This window comes from Flavobacteriales bacterium (genome assembly GCA_020635855.1).
Lineage (GTDB): Bacteria > Bacteroidota > Bacteroidia > JACJYZ01 > JACJYZ01 > JACJYZ01.
In genome coordinates, this window is the sequence record JACJYZ010000002.1 from 622,576 (window position 1) to 648,445 (window position 25,870).

The 25,870-nt window shown below is 50.4% G+C and carries 17 protein-coding genes; 9 read left to right on the forward strand and 8 right to left on the reverse strand.

Going from position 1 to position 25,870, the window contains the following annotated elements; genetic code table 11:
• Nucleotides 1–154: 154 nt before the first annotated feature.
• The 6 genes from H6585_02660 to H6585_02685 all read right to left on the reverse strand — a co-directional run bounded on the left by H6585_02660 (nt 155) and on the right by H6585_02685 (nt 10,523).
• Complete coding sequence (locus tag H6585_02660) at nt 155–2,323, reverse strand: T9SS type A sorting domain-containing protein (protein MCB9447230.1); 2,169 nt, start codon at nt 2,321–2,323, stop codon at nt 155–157.
• 270 nt (nt 2,324–2,593) lie between these two features.
• Nucleotides 2,594–3,016 carry a response regulator gene (locus H6585_02665; GenBank protein ID MCB9447231.1) on the reverse strand — a complete coding sequence of 141 codons (423 nt, stop codon included), beginning with the start codon at nt 3,014–3,016 and terminating at the stop codon, nt 2,594–2,596.
• Complete coding sequence (locus tag H6585_02670) at nt 3,000–4,496, reverse strand: PAS domain S-box protein (GenBank protein MCB9447232.1); 1,497 nt, start codon at nt 4,494–4,496, stop codon at nt 3,000–3,002. The genes H6585_02665 and H6585_02670 overlap by 17 nt, the downstream gene beginning before the upstream one ends.
• Before the next feature lie 183 nt (nt 4,497–4,679).
• Nucleotides 4,680–6,419, reverse strand: coding sequence for a hypothetical protein (locus tag H6585_02675; GenBank protein ID MCB9447233.1), 1,740 nt, complete (start codon nt 6,417–6,419; stop codon nt 4,680–4,682).
• 65 nt (nt 6,420–6,484) lie between these two features.
• Entirely contained in the window at nt 6,485–9,742 is a 3,258-nt protein-coding gene (locus H6585_02680) for a T9SS type A sorting domain-containing protein (protein ID MCB9447234.1), read from the reverse strand.
• A 76-nt stretch (nt 9,743–9,818) separates the two neighbouring features.
• The gene (locus H6585_02685) at nt 9,819–10,523 is read right to left on the reverse strand and encodes a hypothetical protein (protein MCB9447235.1); all 705 of its coding nucleotides are present in this window, start codon (nt 10,521–10,523) and stop codon (nt 9,819–9,821) included.
• 351 nt (nt 10,524–10,874) lie between these two features.
• On the opposite strand from H6585_02685, the gene H6585_02690 reads away from it, so the two are divergent.
• A complete protein-coding gene (locus H6585_02690) occupies nt 10,875–11,048 on the forward strand; it encodes a YHS domain-containing protein (GenBank protein MCB9447236.1) in 174 nt (57 codons plus the stop codon).
• A gap of 44 nt (nt 11,049–11,092) precedes the next feature.
• On the opposite strand, the gene H6585_02695 is transcribed toward H6585_02690, so the two are convergent.
• Nucleotides 11,093–12,337, reverse strand: coding sequence for a hypothetical protein (locus tag H6585_02695; protein ID MCB9447237.1), 1,245 nt, complete (start codon nt 12,335–12,337; stop codon nt 11,093–11,095).
• Between the two features lie 429 nt (nt 12,338–12,766).
• Here H6585_02695 and H6585_02700 point away from each other — a divergent pair, with 429 nt between their 5' ends.
• Nucleotides 12,767–14,881 carry a T9SS type A sorting domain-containing protein gene (locus H6585_02700; protein MCB9447238.1) on the forward strand — a complete coding sequence of 705 codons (2,115 nt, stop codon included), beginning with the start codon at nt 12,767–12,769 and terminating at the stop codon, nt 14,879–14,881.
• Nucleotides 14,882–14,895: 14 nt separating this feature from the next.
• Here the strand turns inward: H6585_02700 and H6585_02705 are convergent, their stop codons facing one another.
• Complete coding sequence (locus tag H6585_02705; GenBank protein ID MCB9447239.1) at nt 14,896–15,108, reverse strand: hypothetical protein; 213 nt, start codon at nt 15,106–15,108, stop codon at nt 14,896–14,898.
• A gap of 156 nt (nt 15,109–15,264) precedes the next feature.
• On the opposite strand from H6585_02705, the gene H6585_02710 reads away from it, so the two are divergent.
• From H6585_02710 to H6585_02740, 7 genes are all read left to right on the forward strand, one after another.
• On the forward strand, nt 15,265–15,687 hold the full coding sequence (locus H6585_02710) for a hypothetical protein (protein MCB9447240.1): 423 nt from the start codon (nt 15,265–15,267) through the stop codon (nt 15,685–15,687).
• 88 nt (nt 15,688–15,775) lie between these two features.
• Nucleotides 15,776–19,600: an efflux RND transporter permease subunit gene (locus H6585_02715; GenBank protein ID MCB9447241.1), complete on the forward strand. Its 3,825-nt coding sequence runs from the start codon at nt 15,776–15,778 to the stop codon at nt 19,598–19,600.
• Nucleotides 19,597–20,823, forward strand: a complete 1,227-nt coding sequence (locus H6585_02720; protein ID MCB9447242.1) for a TolC family protein — start codon at nt 19,597–19,599, stop codon at nt 20,821–20,823. Before H6585_02715 ends, H6585_02720 begins: the two co-directional genes overlap by 4 nt.
• 5 nt (nt 20,824–20,828) lie before the next feature.
• Nucleotides 20,829–22,625: an efflux RND transporter periplasmic adaptor subunit gene (locus H6585_02725; protein ID MCB9447243.1), complete on the forward strand. Its 1,797-nt coding sequence runs from the start codon at nt 20,829–20,831 to the stop codon at nt 22,623–22,625.
• A 27-nt stretch (nt 22,626–22,652) separates the two neighbouring features.
• Nucleotides 22,653–23,312: a DUF3347 domain-containing protein gene (locus tag H6585_02730; protein MCB9447244.1), complete on the forward strand. Its 660-nt coding sequence runs from the start codon at nt 22,653–22,655 to the stop codon at nt 23,310–23,312.
• Between the two features lie 47 nt (nt 23,313–23,359).
• Entirely contained in the window at nt 23,360–23,764 is a 405-nt protein-coding gene (locus H6585_02735) for a heme-binding domain-containing protein (protein ID MCB9447245.1), read from the forward strand.
• A gap of 23 nt (nt 23,765–23,787) precedes the next feature.
• A complete protein-coding gene (locus H6585_02740; protein ID MCB9447246.1) occupies nt 23,788–25,866 on the forward strand; it encodes a copper-translocating P-type ATPase in 2,079 nt (692 codons plus the stop codon).
• Nucleotides 25,867–25,870 lie beyond the last annotated feature (4 nt).

Genomic DNA, 25,870 nt, shown 5'->3' on the forward strand with positions numbered 1-25,870 from the left:
GTGAAATGGCGTTATGATTCTGTTTCGAGGAAGTCCTGTAATAAGCGCTCACTGTATGCTCTTGCTGTATGCTGTTGCTGTTATAAAAGGCCACGGGGCAGGAAAACGGCTATGAAACCGTTACCCGCCCCGCTTTGTTGGCCCCTGGCGCGAATTATTCCGACGACCTGACGATGCGCAGGTAATCGGTTCTGTATGCTGTCTGAAACCGCAACAGGTAGATCCCCGGACCTGCATGATCCAGGTGGATCTCGGTTTGACGTTGCAGTTGCATAGGTCCGGTGACCTCCTGTCCGGTTAAGCTCAAAACCTGAACGGTGACCTGGTTGTTAGGTTCTCCGTTGTAGGTGATGAAGAAGCTGTTCGTATGTGGATTGGGGAACACGGAGTAGGCCAGGGCAGGATCGAATGATGGTGTACCCGTGCAAACGTTCACCGTTGCCGTAACGGGAATCCGGTTGCTTATGCAACCCTGTTCCTGTACTTCCCAATCATAGAAGAAATAGTAATAGGTGAGTTCGTTGCCGGATGCATCCGAGCCGGTGATCGACATCAGGTTGCCTATGTTGTAGGGGTACGCAGGGCCGGCGCTGTTGCGGTACAGGTCCAGCAATTCCCCGTTACCGGTGTTGCATTTGATCGCATAATTCGTTCCAACGGGAAGGTTGAAGTCGAGCGTTACCCTGCTCTCGCCGTCCGGCACCTGCACAGTTTTCTTTGCAACCTGGATGCCGTTCCCATCCAAAACTTCAATGGTGCGGTTACCGGCGCCGGTGGCATATACCTTCACAGATTTCAGTGTGGACGCTTTCAGTACGTCGAAGAACAAACGCCTGTCGGCGGTGTTGTAGTTGGCGCCTGCACCAAATGTATTATCTGTGGGACCGCCTTTTACGGGCGCAGGTCTCAGGTCTTCTTCCACGTAATAGGTCGTGGTGGTGGTGGGTGCCACGTCATACGTTGTGCCGGTATTCACAAGATTCCCACCGCTGGAGGCATCATACCAGTTCAGGGTACCGTTGCCCGGGCTGGTGGATGTCAGGTGGGCTGTTACCGGACTGCAAACCGTGTCATCGGAAGTGACCGGGTCAACCGGAATGGCAACAGTGATCAGTCCGGTTTTGCTCAGTGAGTCCTGGCCATTGGTATTGGTCACCACAAGTTTTACCGTATAGGTACCTGCATTTGCATATTGGTGGGTGGGGTCTTGTTGGTTGGATGTACCGCCGTCACCGAATGACCATTTCCATGTGTCTGCATTGGCTGATTGGTCGGTGAAGCTCACTGATCCGTCACAACTGTAGGTGGTGGATGCTGTGAAATCCGCTGTGGGCATAACGGCCCCGCCACATCCCACTGCGGCAAGGTTTGATGCAGACCATAGCCTGGCACGCAGGTAGTATGCCTGTGAGTTATCCTGCATCCAGAAATACATGGCATCTACCTGGCCCTGGGTGAACATGGCGTAGCAGGAATAATTATAGTCCATGTAGTTTTCCGTGTTCACATAATTGCTGCACTGGCCCCAGAAGTCGTGCCCGCATCCTTCCGAACCCGTTGTCAGCGGGGTATCTGCAATGCCGTCACCGTCACCGCTGCAACCTGTTTCAAAGGTGTGCTCCAGGCCAAAATAGTGACCGACCTCATGCGACATCACCGATTCAAATCCACTGGCGGATTGCGAACCGCATGTGCGACCGATGTACCGGTAATTGTATACGATATGGGGTTGCACATTTTGATTGGGGTACCATGAATGACCTGATCCGTTGGTGCCGGTGCTGTTCGGGTCATTGACCACCGCTACATCCAGGTAGTACTTGCCGTTTACACCGTACCAGAGGTAGTTATACAGGTTGTTGTCGTAACCATCGGATACCACATTGGTGCCCACCCAGTGCATGCCCGGATAGGTAAGGGTGTTTCCGTTGGGATCAATGGTGGCTGCGCAGAATTCCACATCCGGCATGATCTGCTTGATGCTGCTAAAGCGGGGATCCGTACTGTTGTAATCGCTGTTGTTGCCGGTGTAGTCTTCATTCAAAACGGCGATGGCATCTTCGATGCGACAGGCCATTTGTGCCTGGGTGGTATTGGTGTATAAGACGTGAAAGATGACCGGGATCACGTAGGTTTGGTTGGTCTTTCTGCGTACCTTTCCACCGTTTCTGACGAACTCCGTATAGGCGTTCGGGGTGTTGTCAACCGACTTGGTTCCGCACCCGATTTCAGGTCTTTGCTGCTGTTCGGATTGCCCTGCCGCACTGTTCACAGTGAGGCATGCGATGGCAATCCCAAACACTTGAAGGGTAAGCTTTTTCATACGTCCTGTGTTATCGTTTTTACGCTACTTTCCTCTCCCGCATTTTCCACCTGCAGGTAATAAGTCAGGTCATAATGACCTTTCAGAACCGTCGACTGATTATATCAAAATTAGGGAGGTATATACCCGGATATGTTAAATATTTAGCCGATAGTTGTACTCAATTATCACTTTAAGAATTGCATGGGATTGAGGCACACCAAAATCCATCCTGGTTGGGAGGGAACAGCATATGCGCGGGTATTGCGACGTGCGTTTTGCGAGGGGGTATCAGGCAACTTCTCCGGGAGGGAAGTACTGGTCTATAATTTCCTGGATCATCTCTTCGGTGAGGGGTTTGCTACGAAATCCCTGGATCTCTTTAATGCCTTCCGCTCTTTTGATGTCATCATCGTCGCTGGATGTGGTAAGGATGAAAATCTTTGAGGGGGCAGTTCCTTGTATGCGTAATTTTCGATAGTTGTCGATGAATTCCCACCCATTCATTCCCGGCATGTTCAGGTCCAGGAAAATGATGTCCGGGTCCTGGCAGGTGATATCCTGGGGATCCTGAAGCAGTCGCAATGCCTGGAATCCCGTTTCGGCTACCTTGATGACCTTACTTACACCTGTGTTTTCAAGAACGATGCGATGAAACATATTGGTTGGTTCGTCATCATCAACCAATAGGATGCAATTAATCCTGGAACTCATGTATTGAATTTTTTGAAAGGGTAAAGTAAAATGTACTACCGGCATTCGGGGCGGACTCCACCCATAAACGTCCCGAATGTGATTCAACGATTTTTTTACAATGTGCAAGACCAATGCCGGAACCATCATGCGTTTTGCGGGTATGTAGCCTTTGGAACATCAGGAATATGCGCTTGTGAAACTTGGGATCGATCCCGATGCCGTTGTCCTTCACCCAGAATTTCCAGGCGTTGTTTTCTTCCACCGCTCCGATCTCTATTTTGGGAAGCACATCCGGTTGCCGGAATTTAATGCCATTGGTGATGAGGTTCTGAAACAACCGGCGGATGTCTTCCGAGCATACATACATGCGATCGGGCATGGTGTCTATTACCAGTCGGGCGTTTTGTTCCGAGACCAGCAGGCTGAGGTCTTCCAGTACCTGATGGATGAGGTGGTTTATGTCTACGAATTCCCTCTCGCTTTGCTTGCCGATTCGTGCAAATTCCAACAGTCCCTTGATCAGGAGTTGCATCCGGTGCGTGGCGTTGCTGATGTGGGTGATGTACAACTTCCCGCGTTCATTCAGTTGTTGTGCGTATGTACGATCGAGCAGCCCTATGTAATTTGAAACTGTACGAAGTGGCTCCTGGAGATCGTGAGAAGCGATGTAGGCGAATTGTTCCAATGCATCGTTGGAATCTTTTAATTCCCGGTTCCGGTCGGTCAGTTCATGTTCATTTTTTATGCGCCCGGTGACATCTATCGAGAGAATGAAAAGCCCCTGGGGAACAGGTTGTATGCGCAGTTCGAAATACGCTTTGGACTGATCCGGGTATACAAACTCATTGACGAATTGTTCACCCCGGTTGCTTTCCAGGCATAACCTGAGCGTATCATATAACCGGGTGTTCTCAATGCCCGGATACATTTCCATCATGGTTTTGCCGATCAGTTCTTCCCGTTTGTGCTTTCCATGTTCCGCTGCCGCATTGTTCACATACACATACCGCCAGTCGGGACCGATGATCTGTGCACCTTCCATGATCATGTCGAGGGCCTGCTGGAATTGGCGTTCACCTTCCGCCAGCCTCAGCATTATTTCCATTTTTTTGCGTTCGGAAATGTCCCGGATCGCCACGGCTATCAGTCCGCGTGCAACCGACTCAAGCGGGCTCAGGCTGATCGCAACCGGTATGTTTCCGCCGTTTTTATGGCGGCCGTACAGGTCGGTGTCATGGTTTTTGGATTTGTTTTCCGGTTGCGATGTGAATTCGGCGTGGTGAGATGCATGTGGTTGTTTCCATTCGCCGGGGAGTAAGATATCAAGCTTCCTTCCAACAAGTTCCTTGCCCGGATATCCGAACAGCATTTCAGTCCGGCGGTTGATTGTAAGTATGGTATCGTCGGATCCTACCACCAACATGGCGTCCGGAGCCTGTTCAAAAATATCCCTGAATAGCGGGGTTGAGATCTCCTCTATGTAATGATCGGTGTACATAAAATGAACGGTACCAATTTAGCCATGTGGAAGCATACATGAAATAGACGGAAACACCTATAGAAGTGGTCACGATTGTGTGTATGCCACACGCATGTGGGTGTTTCGTGATTTTTCGTACGTGGCGGATTGTAAGTTTTTTAAAAGAATTTCCCGGAGGTATCGTGGGGTACCGTTGGGTATCTACCTCCCGGGAATCTCGTAGATTTCCAGCTTAATGTCGCCACGGATGGAATCCTGGTGGTTGTTCATGAGGTATACCTTCAGGTGGTTGGTGGACTCAAATTCCTGGAGGGAGAAGGTGAAGTCAAACGGCAGGCTGCCATCATCACGAATGGCAACCGATTGGGTGAGTGCAACCGGTTGGTAGCTGGTTATTTCATTGGTTTGGTTGTCTTCAATTGAAAAAACAACCACCACGTCCTTATATATGGTCATGGGATTCAGCACGCCCGAGCATCGCATGTAAAGGGGCCTTTCCACCACCTCATTGTAAAGGTCATTGTATTGCCCGTTTCCGTTTACATGCAGGTTGCGTTCGTCAATTTTAACCCGTGGCAGGATCCGGTTTCTTTCGAACAGGATGAGCTGTGAGATGGCATCTTCATGTATCGCATGGTATTTTTCATCGATATCCGGGCGGTGTGGCCTGGACATGATGATGTAATCGAGCAGGGTGTCCCTTGGGTCAATGGCTTCCTGGCACATCCTCATCGGAAAGTGTTTCACCTTTGACATTTCGTTGTCCATCATCCAGTACCTGCCACCGACGCTTGGGGGGATGCCTTCCACCTGATCGGGTATCATGGTGAGCAATTCTTCATCAAAGTGTTCGAAGTGGTAGTAAATGGATTTTGTGAAGTTGGCTGTGCCCAGGAAGATCACCGCTGTGATCGCCATGGATATATAGGCCGGCCATTTCAGGTTCTTTTGATCCAGGTTGAAGCACAGCGCACAGAAAAAGGATATCACCAGGTACAGCGCCGACCTGTCTTCCGGAAAGTTGACGCCCAGCAGCAGGTTCTGCCCGTATATGTTCAGGATGCTCAACAGGAACAGGATGGTTATGGCAATGCCGGGATCTGCCAGGTTTCTTTCTTTCAGGAAACGTACACCGCCTATCCACAATGCTGAAATGCCTGCTAGGATCAGCATACCGTCAAGAACCGGATGTGCAGTTAGCCATATATAAGGTGTGATGGAGTGGAAAGTGGTAGGGATCAATCCTTTCTGGTTTCCATGGTACAGTGCACCCACTTCCTGCAGGAACAGGGCGTACTTAATGGCGTAACCAACCAGGAGTAAAGGAACGATAAGTGTAATGATCCAGGCCCGCTGCCGGTACTTCCACATCAGAACCACCAGGTATGCCATCCCGATCAACGCCATGGGGATCATCGTCAGGTTGGCATACACATCCAGCGCCCATATCGGTGCGGCGATCAGCGCATGACGTATCCGGCCTTCTGTGGCATACACCAGTGTTTGTTGAATGGCGAACATCATCAGCGCCATGGAAATTCCGTAACCCCTTGCCATTCCGAAAAACTCAACCAGGAACGGACTGCAGGTCAACAACAGGAGCAGCCAGTAAAAGTATGTGGGATGGCGGAAGAAACGCTTCAATCCGTAGATCGACCAGAAATACAACGGAAACATCAGTAAGTTCGGAAGCCGGATCACCCACATGGCGTCCGAGTTGAACAACCGGATGGCAAGCCCACCCAGGAGGGTGTTCAGGAAGTGGTTGTTTGCATCGATCAGGCCGTGGTAGGGTAGGTAATGCCAGGGCACCATGAATGTCCATTTTGTGCTGATCTCATCGTGAATGACGAATACCGTCAGCACCCGGATGATGAGGTATGTCCATAACGCCACGAACAACACAGCTGAGATATACAGGTGCTTTTTTGGCTGAGTCATGGAGTTAAACAGAAGGCATTGGTGTCTTCGTCAAAGATAGGTATGTGGTTGAAAAGGATATTCACCTAGTGCCCGGGGTTGCAGACGACCATCTTGCCTGTGTACGTTTTCCCGTTATCCAGAACGATCCTGTATATGTATATCCCTGCGGTCAGGCTCAGGCGGGTGATCTCCACCTTGTCATAACAAAAACTGCTTTCACTTCTGACCATCCGGCCGCGTCTGTCATAGATGGATAGGGTGAAGCGGTGGTTGGTAAAGTTGTCGGATTGAATCCAGGCACGGGTGCTGAACGGGTTCGGGTACAGCACAGGCGTGTCTTCCTGTTCTTCGGTGATGTAATCCTGCCTGTTGACGCTGAAACTGTATAAAGGTTGTGCGTTGTTGACCGGTTGCGTGGATGTTTGATAGGCCCTGTAAGGTTTCTGTACCCTGAGTCGGATGTGGGCATCGGTTTCCAACAGGCTGTGGCCGGGGTTCAGCAAGGGGATGTTCACCCAAATCGCTTCGCCGTAAACTTTTCGAAGGGCCTGGCTGGTGCCGATTGTCAGTTGCGATTGAATGAACACGCCTTCATCATAAACGGGCATGTAGTTGTATGCGTCCGTGCTGTCGTGATTGAATATGTAGATGAAATGCTTGCCGCCGAATTTTGCATCGTTCGCATTTCCATATATATGTTCCGTCGGGTTCCACAACATGTCTCTTCCGTTTTCTCCGATCTGCCATGAATCTTCCCCAAAGGCAACGTTCATGCGTTCGCCTGTTTCCACATTGATTGCATATCCGGGGAACCATCCCATGCCTGTTCCTGTGCCATCAGGCAATCCGGATTTGTTCACGGAAGGTGCGGCGCGTAGGGTGAACTTTTCACTGCTTCCTTCATTCAAGGCTTTGGATTCACCTGTTTCAATGACGGGGCATCGACTCCACAGGTTGGTGTCGCTTGTAATCACCAGGTCAATGCCGGTGACATCCGCCAATAAAGCTGTCGCATGAAAGTTCGGATAAGCCGGCCCGTTGTCTGCGTGGCTTGCCAGCCGATACGGAGCCCATGTGCCTTCCAGCACCTGCTCGTAGTATTCATCGGGATCGCCGTCGTAATCATTCCATTTGGCCGGTTCCCAGTCCTGGGTGATACCGGCCCGGATCCAGTTGCCGGTGCTGTCCCTGTCTTTGTCGTGCAACCCGGTGAGCCAGTTTTTGTCAGGGTCATCAAAGGTCATGGTGGCTTCCAGCAAACCGTTTTGTTCGCTGGTGCCGTTGCCCGGGTTTTCTACCTGGCGTGCCCGAACGGAGAGCCCCCATTCGGATATGTCCTGGGTGAGGTTGGCTGCCAGGGATGTGTCTGCATAAACGGTATCTGTGCTTCCCTCGCGGTAGAGTTGCCAGGGGTGTTCGATGTTGTTGAGGTCAAACCGGATGAAGTAGCTGCCGTTGGTCAACGCATCCGGGTTGGTAACGCGGATGTCTACCGGACCGTGTAAGGCCTTGTATTCGGGATGAGCAATCCGGTGCGTTGGGCTGTTCATGATGGCGGTGATGCTGGCTTGGGTCAGGTCCAGTACCTGTCCGCCGTTGCCCTGGCCTTCAACCCTTGTCAGCATCGGACCCACTGCGGGTTTTTCAACCGAAATGTTCAGGGTCTGCCGGATGGTTTTTGTGCCGCATGCGTTGGAAACCTTCAGGGTGACTTCCTGAGGTCCTTCGCAGCAGTACGCATGGGATGGATATTTTTCCTTGGACGTTGTACCGTCACCGAAGTCCCAATGGAACTCGTTTCCTTCCCCCGTATAACTGAACTGCACAGATCGTCCGGAAGCCTGGGTGTAGAACGATTCGGAGGGCGGCCTGCATCCGAGATCAAAGCAGGCATCGAAGAGCGCCTGGGCTTTGTCATCGGCTTTCTGCAAGGCGGTGATGGCATCCAGGTGATTGCCGTTGAGGTCGCGGGCCCAGGGAACGGCGATCATCACCCGATCCACCTTGCCGGGTTCCATGGTAAACGGGCCGGTGGAAATGATGAAGCTTCGGTCGGCCGGGGTAGCTCCGCGGGTCACTTCTGACCAGGGTGATTGAGGTACACCGTTGGTGCCCCATCCCAACGGGTCTGAATCGCCGGGGAGCATGAAGTTGCAAGGCACGCCGGAACCATATCCGTACCCTCCGTATGTGATGGATGAACCGTCCTGCCAAAGGCCCTTCAGCCGGTAATGGAATTGAATGGGCGATAGAGGGAAGCCATCGATACCTGAATCGTATATAACCTGATTGAACCTTGACATGAGGCATCGTTCGCCCGCTTCATCGATTTCTCCGTCCCTGTCGTTGTCGACTCCGTCTCCGGGTGCCGCCAGCGGCCCGCTCAGGATATCGAACCCGATAGCCGGAGGGTGGAGGCCATAGCCGTTGGTTCCTTCGTCATCATCATCTCCGTTGTAGGCGTATCCCATGCTTCTTGAAACATCGCATCCGATGTAATCGTCGAGGTAGTTACCCAGGTCGGTATCCACCATCCATCCTACCCAGGCATCGTTCAGGGTAAATGAAGAACGGTTGATCAGTTTGTAGGAATAGAAGGTGGTGTTGTTGATTTCGTCATCGGTGCTGAAGGCGAAGGCGTGGGCTTGCACTTCGAGTCTGAGTGCGAGTCCGCCTGCCTGCGTGTGTGTATTTCCATTGTCATTGAATACCCACCACACGGATTGATCACCGAGTTGATCGTAGGCACAGTCGCCCGTTCCCGGATCCGCACCCGGGTAGTCGCCGTCATGCGGATTGTAAACGCCATCCTGGTTCGCGTCATGAAAAGGTGCAAGGGTGGCCGCATAGCCGTTGACTTCATCGCCGTTGCCGGGCCAGTCCAGGATGGAAGCAGGGATGGTGTACGTGGGATCATTTCTCCGGTGGATGAATTCATCCACCTCAGTGCGGTTGATTTTGAAGAGGCGGTCATAATGCCCGCATGCGGATTCATCGGTTGCACCGCCTGTAGTTTGCAGCGGGCCGGGCCAGTATTCCGCACCGCCCTTGGATCGGTAGGAAGGGGCGGCAACCTTTAATTGGCCGTTGGCATCAATGGCGCTGCACCACATGGCACAGGTATACATGGAGGTGATTCCGGAGCCCTTCGGTATCTCATAGGCACCTTTATAATCATCCCACCACACATCATTGCCGTTGCTGAGGGTGGCCCGCACATTGTTGATGTCCAGATCAACCCTGGCCGTGGGTGGATAGCAGGGGGCGGGTTGTTGGGCCAGTGCCGGGTGCAGAATTCCGGGGAGGAAGATACAGATGTAAACGAAGAGCCTTTTAACCATATTCACAACAGTGCGGCCCTGAGATGTATGAGAATTTCAGTGGGGATAACCAAATGTATGAAAAATGTAGCGGATGTTATTGAGGTGTTTCATAAAAGTTGCCTGTGAACTCACCATCTTTCAATTCCAGCACTTCACCGGTGTCGGGATCGATCCATACACATGTGAACCTGGCCTTCACCCGAACGGCTCTTACGTTGCGTTTGTCATGAAAAATTTCTGCGCTGATGATTTCGAAGGAACTGTTCTGCAGGTCAAGTTCATCATCGTATGTACTATAATCTTGATCTGATGCATGGCGTAAAGTAACCCAGCTGCTGCCGATCTGGTTCTGTTTGTCAAATGGTTGCCACGTTTTTCTGAAGATATTTGCGAAGTCTTCAACATCAATGAAGGGAGATACACCCTCGGGGTCTTCCAGCAGATTTTTGGGAAGGTTGATGTGAAATTGAATATTTGTCATATCTGCATGTTGTGAGTCGGTGATGTAGTAACCATAGGTTAGTTCCACTTCATCCGGTTTCAGGTTTGATCTGCCTTGCTGGAATTCCTGCCGAAAAGACGGGGCAATCGTTCCTTCTTCATGACACAGGGAATAGCAGGTTCCGTTTTTGTTGAATGCCAGGAAGTTTTGGTTGGCGTTACAGGGTACCTGCCAGCAGTTGGGAGGCGTGTACGTTTTTTCTTCTTTGGAACATCCGGCAAGTAGCAAGGATGTGGTAAATGCAACGGCAAGCATGTTCTTTCCGATAATTCTTGGGGAGAAATAAAATGTATGCATGACCTTAAAGTATATCTGGGTTTGAAGTTATTTGGATATCGTCCCCTCCAAAATACAACCGCTACACTTCCCGCGCCAACGCAAATATGTAAACGGCGTGATCTCATGAGAAAGCGGTATGTATTCGCAGGTAGCGGTACCGATTCGTGGATGGTGCTGCTGTCGGTAAGTTGAACAACATGACAATTGTCATATGTTCATAATCAGAAATCCTGTTATTTCATGTTGCCGTTAAAACTTCATGTCATGAAAAAGCATTTCTATACCCTATCTCTGGCTATCGCACTGTTGGTGATTTTTTCTTCTTGTTCGGTGTTTTCACATCAGGCACAAGAGCAAGACAAAGGAGAGTTGGTAGACCCGGTTTGCGGGATGTCGGTGAAAGTTGCCGATGCCTATTCCTACAAGTACAAAGGGAAAAAATACTACTTCGATAATTACAGTTGCAAACAGTCCTTCAAGATGAACCCCGAGAAGTTCATTAATAAGGTGTGCATACCCGCGGATTCATTGAAAACCAAGTGACGCGCCAACGCACGGGTTGACATATCCGTTTGGTAAAGTCGTCTTCAACCGAAGGATTGGAGGCGACTTTTATTTTTGGCCGGGAAGTAAAGTGTGAGAAGCGCCAGCATGATGGTCGAGAGGAACAGTATGGATATGAACGTCCGGTTGAAATACCAGGTGTCATAGTTTTCCAGTCCCATGAATTTCAAAACCAGTTCAAGATTGAGGATGTAGGCCAGGCACCCGATGACGGCCATCCAAGGCTTTTTTGTGTACAGGGCATGGGCAACCAGGAAGATGCAGGCGGAATGACTGTATCTTTCGTGCATTTGGGTGTTGAAATAGAAAAACAGCAACGGAATGATTCCACAGGTAAGCAGGAACATTTCCAAGGGAACTTGAACCGCGGATTTCTGCCGGATGGTATTGTAAACCGTCCTCAGCAACGGGAACAATGCAACTGCACTGGTGGTGAAGAACATCAGCAATCCCCAGTTTTTATAACTGAGGCCATGGGCGATCAAACGGTCAGGAATCTCTATGAGGTTGCCTGACAATATCAGGTCCCACACATTGAAGGCGTTCATGGAAACAAACGGGTATTTGCCGAACGACTCGGTAGTGATCGTCCATACCCGGTTCAGCGAACCGCTTGCGATGAACGGACTCAGCAGTAGCAACTGGGTGGAAAGGATGACGCCGATCCATGTGCCGAAGTTTTTCAATGAAAAGGACCGGCTGAGCACAGGCAACAACATTAACCCGATGGCCGGAAAAAAGATTGCAGCCTGTATCTTGAAGTTGATTGCAATTACCAGAAAGATGAGGGATGGAACCACTTGTTGCCGGTAGGCGAAATAACAACTGGTGAACACAAGGCAAGTCTGGATGACATCAAACTGTCCCCAGATAACCGTATTATATAGAACAGCGATGTTGAGAAGATAAAACAAAACGAGGTATATCATCCGTTCGGGGCTGTCGCCTTTCTTTTTAATCAACAACGCCAGCACAAACCCGGATATGAAGTGAAACAGAAGTGCAGCGTACTTCAGGTAATAAACCCGTTGGTAGGTTTTTTCCGGATTGCCCAGGAAGGCATTGTAGGCAACCAATAGGTAGTACACCACAGGTGGATAGTCAGAGCCGCTTTCATAAACATTTCCCAAACCGTTCCCGGAAATATATTCTGCCCATCTCGCCCAGCATCGCATGTCCCATTCATGACCGCCATGTGGAATGATAACCAGGCCAAATGTAAAAAGCAACAAGCAGAGCAGCAGGTAGCGTCCTGTGAATTCTTTCATGTGATGGTGTGGTAGTGTGTGTATATATGTTCAAATTGACCGGATAGTCAATGGAACGCGTGAATGTATAAATTATTAGTTGCGAAGTGGGGTTGTTGGAAAACCCGCCTGCGTGTGTCGGATGATCCTGCAGGCAAGAATCGTGCGTTGTCAAGTTAAATATCCCGTGGAAGTTTTACGCGTGCTTGCTTTGGTGATTGCGCATGGGAAGGAGCTGTTTCGGTATCGGCGGTGATGGACAGCCTGTTTCGGGGCGATGCCCGTAAAAACGGGTCTTTTGCCAGGGACCTGTAGGCGCGGTATTTTTCGGATGCCAGTGGGTAAAGCGGTGTGGCCTGCCTGACAAAAATCATCTTGTGGTATAGGTGCGGTAACGGATTCAACTTGTACATTGGAGAAAACCATCCATGTTTTAACAGGTGAAAAATCATGAAGACCCTCTTAGTTTTTTTCTTGACCGGCCTTATCCTTGTTGGCATACAGGCACATGCACAGAATGATTTCTGGATGCCCACATCCGGGTTGCAAAGCGGGTACATCTGGGCCATGGATGTGGCACCGTCCGGATCCGTGTTCGCAGGTGGCGACAAGGGCATCTTCCGTTCAACCGATAACGGCAGCAGCTGGGCGGTGTCGGGCCTGACAGCCACGGCGGTGTTTGATGTTCGCAGCAAAGGAAACGGTCATCTTTTTGCTGCCACCTCTTCCGGCATTGCACGTTCGGTCGACGATGGCGATAGCTGGATGCCCACCGGGTTCAACCAGCCCATCATGCGCGCAGTTGCATTCAGGCCATCTGAAAATACCCTGTATGCCGGCGGGAACGGTGGCATCGTGATGAAGTCGGAAGATGAAGGAACTACCTGGGATACCATCCAGGCAGGAGGAGATTTTGCCACCGATGTGGAAGGACTGGCCGTGGGATCCGACAGTACCCTGTACGCCGGCACATACGGTAGCAGCGTCTGGCGTACCACCGATAACGGACAAAGCTGGCAGTTGGTGAACACCGGCATGACCACCTCCGGCGTGGTGTCCATGGCCATCATCCGGCGCGGGCCGCTTCAAAACGATATCCTCTTCGCCGGCACCAACGGATGGATCTTCCGCTCAGACAACCGTGGCGACACGTGGACCCAGGTCGGCCTCGACAACCAAACCACCATCTACGATCTGAAGGTGGATGGCGGTACCGTTTGGGCGGCGACCGGACTCGGTATATACAAGTCGGCGGATGAAGGTCAGACCTGGCAGGCGTTCAACCAGAACCTGACCGACTCGCTCTTCATGCGGTCTGTTGCAGTGGATGGAAAAGTATATGCCGGCGCCAACGGCAATGGGGTGTATCGTTCTTCCATAAGTACCGACTACTGGGAACGCGTGGGTGTGCCATATGCATATGTGTATTCCTTCGCTGCCTGGCCCGCCGCCGGTCGTGTGCTGGCAGGTACGAACGATTCCATCTTCGTGTCAGACGATAACGGTGCCACATGGAAAAGAAGCAACGCCGGTCTCAGCGGTCGTTTTGCGCATGTGTTTACCGTATATCCCGGCAACCCCGTTTTATATTGCGGCCTCACCACCGGTGTATATCAATCTTCAGATGCGGGAGACAACTGGCAGCCAACGCCCGCCCAGCCATCCAACAAAAATATTTCCGCCCTGCAACTCAATGCTGCAGGTGATGTGTTCGCAGGAACGGGTAACGCATTGTTCCGCACCACCGACGGCGGACAAACATGGGAGCGTATCCACACAGGCCTTGTGGATTCCAACATCGTGAGCATATCTTTGGATCCTTCCGGTCAGGATCTGTATGTGGGTACCTGGCTTGGCGGGGTGTTCCGGTCGACCGACAACGGCGACAGTTGGACGGCCTTCAACGGTGGCACCAACTGGTATGATCCTTCCGTGCAGCATTTCGCGGTGGATACCGCCGGGAATTACCTGTATGCCGGTACATCGGGTAACGGCGTGTACCGCACGCGGTTGGATTCCGCCGACTGGCAGCAGGTGGTTAGCGGGATGGGGAACGGCGGTTATCAATCCATCACCGGACTGGCGATCGGCCGCAACGGAGACCTCTATGCAGCCACCGCCGATTCGGGTGTGTACCGTTCATCGGATCAGGGCGACAACTGGTCACAAGTCAATACAGGTTTGCGCAGCCTGAACATCACCGCACTGGACACCGCCGCATCCGGTTACCTGTATGTGGGTACCAACGGCAATGTGATCCATCGCAGCACGGATGTGTATACCGGAATACACAGCAATGTACGTGTAACCACATCTCTGTTCCTGTATCCGAACCCCGCCATTGATCAGGTGGCGATCGTGGTGGATCTGCCGCATGGGTGTTCGCATGCAACACTGAAAGTATACAACCTGCTTGGTGAGCAGGTGACTGACATATATGGGGGTGCCTTACCGGAGGGTACACGTGCGTTTACCTGGAATGCGGGTGGAATGCCGGCAGGTGTTTATCTCGTGAAATTGGAAACGGATGCACGCAGTTGGTATGGGAAGGTGGTGGTGAGGTAGGGGTATCCTTTTTATTAATCCTGCGATTCTTGGTTCTCTTTCAATCGGAGCACCACACCTTTTCCCTGCACATTTTTCAGTGGCCCTTGTTTGAAATAACTTGCCAGTTCCATCAGGTGGAAAGCATGGAGCAGGCGCTCCATCGGCGATCGTTGCAGGTTTTCCAACAATCTGCGTCGCATTACCGCTTCCACATCCGAAGTAGTATGAAGGATCAGTTTTGGCATGGTATAAAATTACGAAATCAATTGATAAGGTGGCGTGCTGTCTTGAAATTACACATCCAAGGATCTGACCAACATCATCCGTCGATAATGACATTTCTCATTGGAATTCGACGAGAGGAATGAGTATCTTGCATATAAATTCTCATTCTGCAATTTGTGAGAAAAGTTTTTGCCATATTTCTTTCGGTCGTTATGCTTGCCGTTTCCCCCGGCTTTGTGTTCGCCACACATTACTGCGGAGGGAAAGCGGTGAGGCATGCGGTGGCTGTTTCCGCAGAACCGTTGGATTGCGGGATGTCAGGAATGGATTTTCCATGTGAACATGGCGGAAATTCTTCGTCCTTTCATCGGAAGAGTTGCTGTGATACCCAATACCAGAAGGTGAATATCCGTGATTCTTTCGAGAAGGGGGACGTCCGACAAATGTCTGATACAGGTTCATTGTGGACGTTTTGTTCATTTCCGGTTCGCGTTTTCTCCAGGGTGGAGCCTGCCCGCAACCACGCGGATTACCTCAACTATCTACCACCATTGCTGGATGCCGATATACTGGTGAGCATCCAGGCCTTTCGTATTTGATGACACTTTGATCTGACACGTCCGGCAACCGGTATTCGGTAGCGGACTATGTGTGAAATCAATTCTTGTGTCATTCAATACCGCAACATTGCTCAATAGAACCATACGTTACTTTCTGGAGAATAAACTGGTCACTTTCCTGCTGGTTTGCCTGTTCGTCATTTGGGGCATCATCACCGCTCCCTTTGGCTGGAAGCTGGATGGGTTGCCTTCCGATCCGGTTCCGGTAGATGCCATACCGGACATCGGTGAGAACCAACAAATCGTTTTTACCCAATGGATGGGGCGTTCCCCTCAGGATATCGAGGATCAGGTGTCGTATCCCCTTACAACCTATTTATTGGGGATACCGGGAGTGAAAACCATTCGTAGCTCTTCTATCTTTGGGTTCAGCAGCATCTATATCATCTTTTCTGAAGATGTGGATTTTTACTGGTCCCGCTCCCGCATCCTGGAAAAACTCAATTCGTTACCTGCCGGTCTTTTGCCGGAAAACGTAACGCCAACGCTCGGGCCGGATGCAACGGCCCTGGGACAGGTTTTCTGGTATACGTTGGAGGGGCGCGATCAGGACGGGAACCCCACCGGGGGATGGGATCTGCATGAAATACGCACCGTCCAGGACTTTTACGTGAAGTACGGCCTCAACGCAGTTGAAGGTGTTTCCGAAGTGGCTTCCATTGGCGGCTTCGTGCAGGAGTACCAGGTAGACGTAAATCCGGATGCCCTGAAAGCCTATCATATTCCATTGCAAAAAGTAATGGAAGCCGTCCGCAAATCGAATAGGGATGTAGGGGCAAAAACCATTGAGATCAACCAAGCCGAATACCTGATCAGGGGGTTGGGATATGTCAGGAAAACCGAAGACCTGGAAAAAGCAGTGGTGGCTGTTCAGGACAATGTCCCGATCCGAATCGGCGATATCGGTGTTGTGACACTGGGTCCTTCCACCCGGAGGGGACTGTTGGATAAAGGTGGAGCAGAAGTGGTGGGAGGTGTGGTTGTGGCGCGCTATGGCTCAAATCCCTTGCACGTCATCAATAAGGTAAAGGAAAAAATACAAGAGATTGCTCCCGGGTTGCCGAAGAAAACCCTGGCGAACGGCGTGGAAAGCCAGCTGACCATCGTGCCTTTTTATGACCGCACCCAACTCATTCATGAAACCATCGGTACGCTGGAAAGCGCCCTTTCCCATGAGGTGCTGATCAGTGTGATCGTTGTTCTGATATTGGTATTGAACCTTCGGGCATCCGTTATCATTTCAACGCTTCTGCCGATTGCTGTGCTGATGACATTTATCGTGATGCGCTATTCCGGGGTGGATGCCAACGTCGTCGCTTTGTCGGGAATTGCCATTGCCATTGGTGTGATGGTGGATGTGGGAATCGTATTTGTGGAGAACATCATCCGTCATCTTGAGTTACCTGAGAATCATGGGGTGAAAGGAAAAGAACTGATGTGGGTTATTTATGAAGCAACCGTGGAGGTCGCTTCTGCCATAACCACTGCGCTGGCAACCACCATTGTGAGTTTCATCCCGGTTTTTGCCATGCAATCTGCCGAAGGCAAACTGTTCCGACCCCTCGCCTTCACCAAAACCTTTGCCCTATTGGGTGCATTTGTACTGGGATTGGTGGTGTTGCCCGCATTCACCCACCTTGTTTTCGGAATCGACTACAGCAGGAAGCGGGTGAGAAGGTTGTGGAGCCTTATACTCCTTGCCGGCGGTATCCTGCTAGCGGTATCCGCAGGAATGATTCTTCCGCTGGCATTGAGTTGTATCGGCCTGAACGGGTTGTTGGAACATAGGTATCCTGCCAAATATAAAGCCTGGCCTAACTATGTCAATTTAGGACTTACCGTACTCATTGCCACATTCTTTCTTACCGAAGAGTGGATGCCGCTGGGCCCTCAGAACAGCCTTTTGGTGAATTATTTATTTGTGATCGTATTGCTGGGTTTGATCCTGGGCATATTACTCGGCATTGTTCATTACTATGAACGGGTGTTGAAATGGTGTCTGGCAAACAAGGGGAAATTCATGTTGCTTCCCTTATCCACCCTGCTTTTCGGAATCGTTATCTGGTTGGGGTTTGACCGCACCTTTGGCTTTGTGGCCAATGGAGTGGAAGGAATGGGCTGGAACATCCGGCAAACGTCTTTCTGGACGACATCATCCCATCGCTTTCCCGGCATAGGTTCGGAGTTCATGCCTTCGTTGAATGAAGGTAGCTACCTGCTGATGCCCACCTCCATGCCGCATTCCGGGGTGGAGTATAACCGCAAAGTTGTGGGGCAACTGGATATGATGCTGAACAACATCCCGGAAGTGGAACTGGCGGTGGGTAAAATGGGACGGGTGGAATCTGCCCTTGATCCGGCTCCGGTTTCCATGTATGAAAATATCATCAATTACAGGCCTGAATACATTCTTGACGAGAACGGTCACAGGGTTCGGTTCAAAGTGGATAAACACGAGCGTTTCATCACGGTTCGCGGAGATACCCTCACCAATGAAGAAGGATTGAAGCGAGGAATAACGGCAACCGATCTGATCCGGGATGATCACGGGGAGTTTTACCGCAATTGGAGACCCGGCATCCAATCACCCGATGATATCTGGGATGAAATCGTGAAAGTGGCCAACATCCCGGGTATCACCTCCGCACCTAAATTGCAACCGATTGAGACCCGACTGGTGATGCTGCAAACCGGAATGCGTGCACCGATGGGAATTAAAGTGTTCGGGCCTGATCTTGCCACCATCGAACAGTTCGGCATGCGGCTGGAAGGTGTTTTGAAAGAGGTTCCGTCGGTAAAGGCGGAAGCGGTATTTGCCGATCGCATTGTCGGTAAGCCTTACCTGCACCTGAACATCAACCGCGATGAAATTTCAAGGTACGGCCTGAATGTGGAAGACGTGCAGCAAAGCATTGAAACCGCTATTGGTGGTATGAAAATCACTTCCAGTGTTGAAGGCAGGGAGCGCTTTCCCATCCGGGTTCGCTATCCCAGGGAGTTGAGGGACGACCCCGAATCGCTGGGTAAAATTCTGATCGCTACCCCAACCGGAGCGCAGATTCCGCTTTCACAACTGGTGGACTTTGAATACGTGCGCGGGCCACAGAATATAAAAAGTGAGAATACTTTCCTGGTAGGGTATGTGCTGTTCGATAAACAGGAAGGCCGGGCAGAAGTGGATGTGGTCAATGATGCCCGGGAAGCCATTCAGGATAAGATCAATGCCGGAGAGCTGACGGTTCCCCCCGGTATCAGCTATAAATTCTCCGGGAGCTATGAAAATCAGGTGAGGGCTGTGAAACGCCTGGCTGTTGTTATCCCCATCAGCCTGGTTCTGATTTTCCTTCTGCTCTTTTTTCAGTTTAAAACCATCATTGCTTCTTCCATTCACTTCTCGGGCGTGTTTGTTGCTTTCGCAGGAGGCTTTATCATGCTTTGGCTGTATGGGCAGAACTGGTTCATGAATTTCACGCTGGCGGATGTAAATATGCGGGATCTGTTCCAGATGCATCCCATCAATCTAAGTGTGGCCGTGTGGGTGGGATTTATCGCCTTGTTCGGTATTGCCACCGATGACGGGGTTATCATGGGAACCTATATTCATCAGGTATTTAAGGAACGGAAACCGCAAACCATTGAAGGCGTTCGAGAGGCAGTGCTGATAGCTGGTAAGAAGCGGGTGCGCCCGGCCATGATGACGGCAGCTGTTGCCATTATCGCCCTGCTACCGGTACTTACCTCCACAGGCAAAGGAGCAGATATTATGATTCCGATGGCCATTCCCACTTTCGGTGGTATGACCATACAGATCATGACCATGTTTGTGGTGCCGGTACTACAGGCATACTGGAGAGAATCGGTGATTAAAAAACAAAACAACCAGGTATCATGAGGAAGGTGATATTCGTCCTGTTCATATTGTTTCCAGGAATAGGTGTCCGGGCACAAACCCTACAGAACTACCTGGAAATAGCAACGGACAGCAACCCCGGATTAAAAGCCCGGTACGCCGAGTTTGAAGCGGCCATGCAAAAAATCCCACAGGTGAAATCATTGCAGGATCCCACTTTTTCAGTGAGTGCCTTCGGACAAATGATTGAAACCAGGGTCGGTCCGCAGCGAGCCATATTTATTTTCAATCAGATGTTTCCCTGGTTCGGAACCCTGAAAGCCCGGGGCGATGCAATGGCATTGTTTGCAGAAGCCAGATTCCAGGCATGGCTGGATGCACGCAACGCACTTATCTACCAGGTCAAATCTGCCTGGTATCCTTTGTATGAGCTGGACCAAACCATCCGATACCAGCGGGAAAACATATCCATACTGGAATCTTATAAAACACTTGCCCTGACACGCTTCAAAAATGGCAATGGAACCATGGTGGATGTGCTTCGTGTGGACATCATGCTGGAGGATGCCGGGACGGAACTGACATTGCTGGAAGACAAAAGAAAACCTTTGTTGGCGATGTTTAACAAGCTGTTGAACCGGGATGTAAACAGTGAGGTGGTTGTGGCCGATGCTTTGATTCCCGATGATTCACCCGGTGCGTTTTCCCCGGACAGTATGCTGCAAAACAATCCCAGGTTGATTGAACTGGATAAAAAAGCGCAAGCCTGGAAACAACAGCAGATAGCAGCTGGAAAACAGGGTATGCCTAAGTTGGGTGCAGGCCTGAACTATACCGTTATCGGTAAACGAACCGATATGGATGTGCCTGGGAACGGGAAGGATGCCATCATGCCTATGATATCCGTCTCTCTTCCGATTTACAGAAAAAAATACAAGGCGATGGCGAGTGAAACCGAGTTCATGCATACCTCCGCAGTACAGATGAAACAGGAGGTAAGCAATGATCTGCTGGCCTCTTATGAAATGGCCGGTTATGAACTGGAAAAGGCAAATGAGGAATACAAACTGTTGGCTGCACAAATGAAAAAAACCCGCCAGGCAGAGAGCCTCCTTTTGACTGCATACAGCACATCAGGAAAAGACTTTGAAGAAGTGCTCCGGATGCAGCAATTGTTGCTGAAATATAAAATAGCAACGGCTACATCTGTCAAAAACTATTTTACAGCTGTTGCAAGGCTTGAATATTTAACGGCAACAAATTAACGGACATGAAAAAGATCATTCAGAATAAATACATACAGTTCGGATTCCTGGTGTTGCTGGGAATATGGATCGGATGGCTGATCAAACCAACACATGGTACATCCGTGGAGCAGAGACAGAGCGATCTTGCAGCCCGGGAGCAAATCTGGACCTGCTCCATGCACCCGCAAATCCGCCGGAACGCACCGGGTCAGTGCCCGATATGTGGCATGGACCTGATACCATTGAACAGTGAAAACGGTTCGGATGAAAACCCCATGCTTGTTGCCATGTCACCCACAGCCATGCAACTGGCCAGCATTCAGACGTCTGTTGTCGGTAATCAAAAACCGGTGAAGGAGATAAGAATGACCGGCAAGGTGCAGGCGGATGAAAGAAGAATCTATTCCCAGGCTTCCCATATTCCGGGACGGATCGAGCAACTGATGATCAACTATACGGGAGAGCAGGTACAGAAAGGGCAAACATTGGCGATCATCTATTCCCCGGCACTGATTTCCGCCCAGGAGGAATTATTTGAAGCCATGAAAATCAAAGAACAACAGCCTGCATTGTTCAACGCAGCCAGGGACAAATTGAAAAGCTGGAAACTTACCGACGGACAGATCGATCAGATCATCGCCGCCGGAAAGCCCCAGGAACAGTTTCCGGTGTTGGCGGATGTATCGGGGGTGGTGCTTAAAAAAAGAGTCAATACAGGTGACTATATCATGAAGGGCATGTCCATTTACGATGTGGCTGATCTTTCAAACCTGTGGATATTGTTTGATGTGTATGAAAGCGATATGCCCTGGGTAACAACCCACAGCAAAGTAAGTTTTACCGTTGCTTCCGTTCCCGGAGAAACATTCTCAGGAACAGTCTCATTTATTGACCCGGTGATCAATCCGCAAACCCGTGTGGCCAAAGCCAGGGTGGAGTTCCCCAATCAGCAACTCAAACTGAAACCTGAAATGTTCGCCAGCGGGATCATTACAAGTGAACTTCGGCAAGAGCAGGATGGACTGATCGTACCCAAAACGGCTGTGATGTGGACCGGAAAAAGGTCTGTTGTTTATGTGAAAAGCAACACTGGAAAGGAAGTGGGTTTTATGATGCGCGAAGTGACATTGGGCCCTGCATTGGGTGACAGCTATGTGGTGACGCAAGGCCTGGAGGCAGGTGAGGAGATTGCCACCCAAGGAACATTCAGCATTGATGCTGCTGCACAACTGGCGGGCAAACCCAGCATGATGAATCCCGAAGGCGGACCGGCAATGACAGGGCACAACCATGCTGGTATGACGGGTGGATCGGGAAGTATGACTTCCGATGCGCAACCATCAACCACCCATTCCGAAAATATGACCATCAGCAAACAGGTGAAAGAATCCCTGGTGCCGCTCTTTCAGGACTACCTGGCGTTGAAGGATGCACTTGTGACTGATGATTTCAGATCGGCACAACGTGTAGCCGGTTCCCTCCAAAAACACATGAAGGATGTAAACATGGAAATGTTCAAAGGGGATGAGCACATGACATGGATGCAGCATAGCCAGGCGGTGATGAATGCACTCGAGATGATTGGGAAAGCGGAGAACATCGGTGGCGTGAGGCGGGCCTTCAAGGATGTGTCGGATCACATGATCCTGATGGCGGTGGCCTTCGGCCCGTTCGACCGGGAAGCGCTGTACATCCAGCATTGCCCGATGGCAAATAACAACAAAGGTGCCGACTGGATCAGCGAGGAGAAGATCATTCAAAACCCTTACTTCGGACAAAGCATGGTCGGGTGCGGATCCGTGACCAAAGAAATCAAATAACCAATCATTCACTAATACCCAGATAAAATGAAAAGAAGAATCCTTATCATCGGAACAACAGGTTTGTTTGCGATCAGTCTTGCTCTCTTCATGGGCTGCGGAAATGCAGAAAAAGACCCGGACCAGCACCACGAAGCTGCAATGGATCATGACCACGGCATGGGAGAACATCATGATGAAGGAGAAGAACACCATCATGCACAATCTGATAACCACATGGATGCTACATCCATGAGCGTGGAGCAATCAGCCTCAGCCTCTGAGGTTCTTAATGCCTACCTCGATATCAAAAATGCCCTGGTGGAAGATGATGATGCGAAAGCAGCCCAGGCAGGAAAAAAACTGGTTGCTGCATTTGATCACATGGATAAGTCTTCGGTCTCGCAGGATCAAATGAAGGAAGTTGACGATATCATCGATAATGCAAGAGAAAATGCCGAACATATTTCCGAGAACCAAGGCAATATCGATCATCAGCGGGAACACCTGGCCGAACTGTTTGCCGATATCAGGGACCTGGTGGCATTGACCGGCTCCGACCGCAATCTGTATGAAATATACTGTCCGATGGCCAACGACAATGAAGGAGCCATGTGGCTGAGTGCCTCCAATGAAATCAAGAATCCCTACATGGGAAGTAAAATGATGACCTGCGGTACGGTAAAAGCTGAAATTTCGGTGGAGTGAACAGATCTGGAAAAGCCGGAATTGTTTTGCTGATTGTGCTTGCGGGGATGCAGTTTATCCCCGTCAATAGAAATCAGCAAGATGAAGGGACTTCTTCGGACTTTCTCCAAACCTATCATCCGCCGGCGAATATCAGCACGCTTCTGAAAAATGCCTGCTACAATTGCCACAGCAACCATACCGACTATCCATGGTACAGTTATGTTCAACCGGTAGGGTGGTATTTGGAACGTCACATCAACAAAGGCAAAGAAAATCTGAACCTAAGTGCGTTTGACACTTATTCCTCCAGGAGAAAAAGAAGCAAATTAAAGTCAATGATTCATCAGGTCAAAGATGGTGGAATGCCTTTGTCTTCTTATACACTCATGCACAAGGAAGCACGGTTGAGTGAAGACGATAAAAGCACGCTCATTTCTTACCTGGATTCTTTGCGGGATTCAGCACATTGATCTGTACGTATCAACAAACGAACATGGAACATCAACATACAACCCACACGACAGCCGGTCACCCCGACGAACACGAACACATGGATCACAGCAAAATGAACCATGCCATGATGGATCATTCCGGCCACAACCCACCTCATGGTCATATGGGGCACGATCACCACAAAATGATGATCGCCGATTTCCGAAAACGGTTCTGGGTTTCCCTGGTGCTTTCCGTTCCTGTGTTGATACTCTCTCCCATGATCCAGGGATTCCTGGGATTCAAATGGGCTTTTGATGGGAACATGTATGTGTTGTTTGTGCTTTCGACGCTGGTGTTTTTCTATGGAGGATGGCCTTTCCTTAAAGGGCTCATCAATGAACTGAAAAAAGGTGCACCCGGCATGATGACCCTGATCGCCGTGGCCATTACCGTGGCGTATGTATACAGCAGCGCCGTTGTGTTCGGATTGCAGGGCAAGATGTTTTTCTGGGAGCTGGTTACCCTGATCGATATCATGCTCGTGGGACATTGGATTGAGATGAGGTCCGTTCTGGGCGCATCCAAAGCGTTGGAACTTTTGGTCAGCATGATGCCATCCGAAGCGCACAAAGTACATGGTGATCACATCATGGATGTGAAACTGGAAGATTTGAACAAGGAGGATGTGATCCTCATCAAGCCGGGAGAGAAAGTACCGGCGGATGGCGTGGTCATCGAAGGGGAAAGCTACCTGAATGAATCCATGCTGACCGGAGAGTCCAAACCGGTGAAGAAAGGAACCGATCAGCAGGTTATCGGAGGCTCTGTGAATGGCAATGGATCCTTAAAGGTAAAAGTGCTGCATACCGGGAAAGACAGTTACCTGAACAAGGTGATAACGCTGGTTCAGGAGGCGCAAAAGGCCAAATCCAAAACACAGAATTTTGCGGACAAAGCAGCCAGATGGCTCACCTATGTTGCACTCACCGTGGGTTTGGCCACATTGGCCGTATGGCTTTCACTGGGTTTTGATTTTGTATATGCACTCGAACGCATGGTGACGGTGATGGTGATCTCCTGTCCGCATGCATTGGGACTGGCCATACCGCTGGTGGTGGCGATATCCACAGCCATTTCCGCACAAAACGGATTGCTGATACGCAACCGTACCGCTTTTGAAAATGCAAGAAAAATATCCACCCTTCTTTTTGATAAAACCGGTACGCTGACCAAAGGTGATTTTGGTGTTACCCGCTACGAGGCGGTTTCCGATACATTCAAAAAAGAGGAAGTGTTGCGGTTGGCTGGTGCACTGGAGCAAAGTTCGGAACATCCCATCGCGGTTGGCATCATGAAGAAAGCAAAACAGTTGAACGTTCCTGTTCCCCCGGCCGAACATTTCAATGCCATCACCGGAAAAGGGGTGGAGGCCAAAGTGGAAGGCCACGACGTAAAAGTCGTCAGTCCGGGTTACCTGAAAGACAAAGGTATTCCCGTTCCCGAAGGGGCCTTTGGCAATGCGGCTGAAACGGTTGTCTTTGTGATGATCCATGAACAACTGGCAGGCTACATTGCATTGGCAGATGAAATCAGGCCTGAATCGCACGAAGCCATCCGCACATTCAAAAAGAACAACATCAAGGTAATGATGGCCACCGGAGACAACGAAGCGGTGGCCAAAGCGGTAAGCAATGAACTCGGATTGGACGGTTACTACGCTGAAGTGTTGCCACATCAAAAAGTGGAGATTGTGAAAGAGCTGCAAACAAAAGGTGAGTTCGTGGCCATGACCGGAGACGGCGTAAACGATGCGCCTGCATTGGCACAGGCAGACGTGGGCATTGCCGTTGGTTCCGGTACCGATGTGGCCGCAGAAACCGCCGACATCATCCTGGTCAACAGTAATCCGCAAGACATCCTTCACCTGATCCTGTTCGGCAAGGCCACGTATAGAAAGATGATACAAAACCTGGTTTGGGCCACGGCCTACAATGCCTTTGCCATACCATTGGCCGCAGGCGTGCTGTATTCACAAGGTTTTGTTTTGGGGCCGGCTGTGGGAGCGGTTTTCATGAGCCTGAGCACCGTCATCGTTGCCATCAATGCCCAGTTGCTGAAATACCAGGTGCGACGCTGATTTT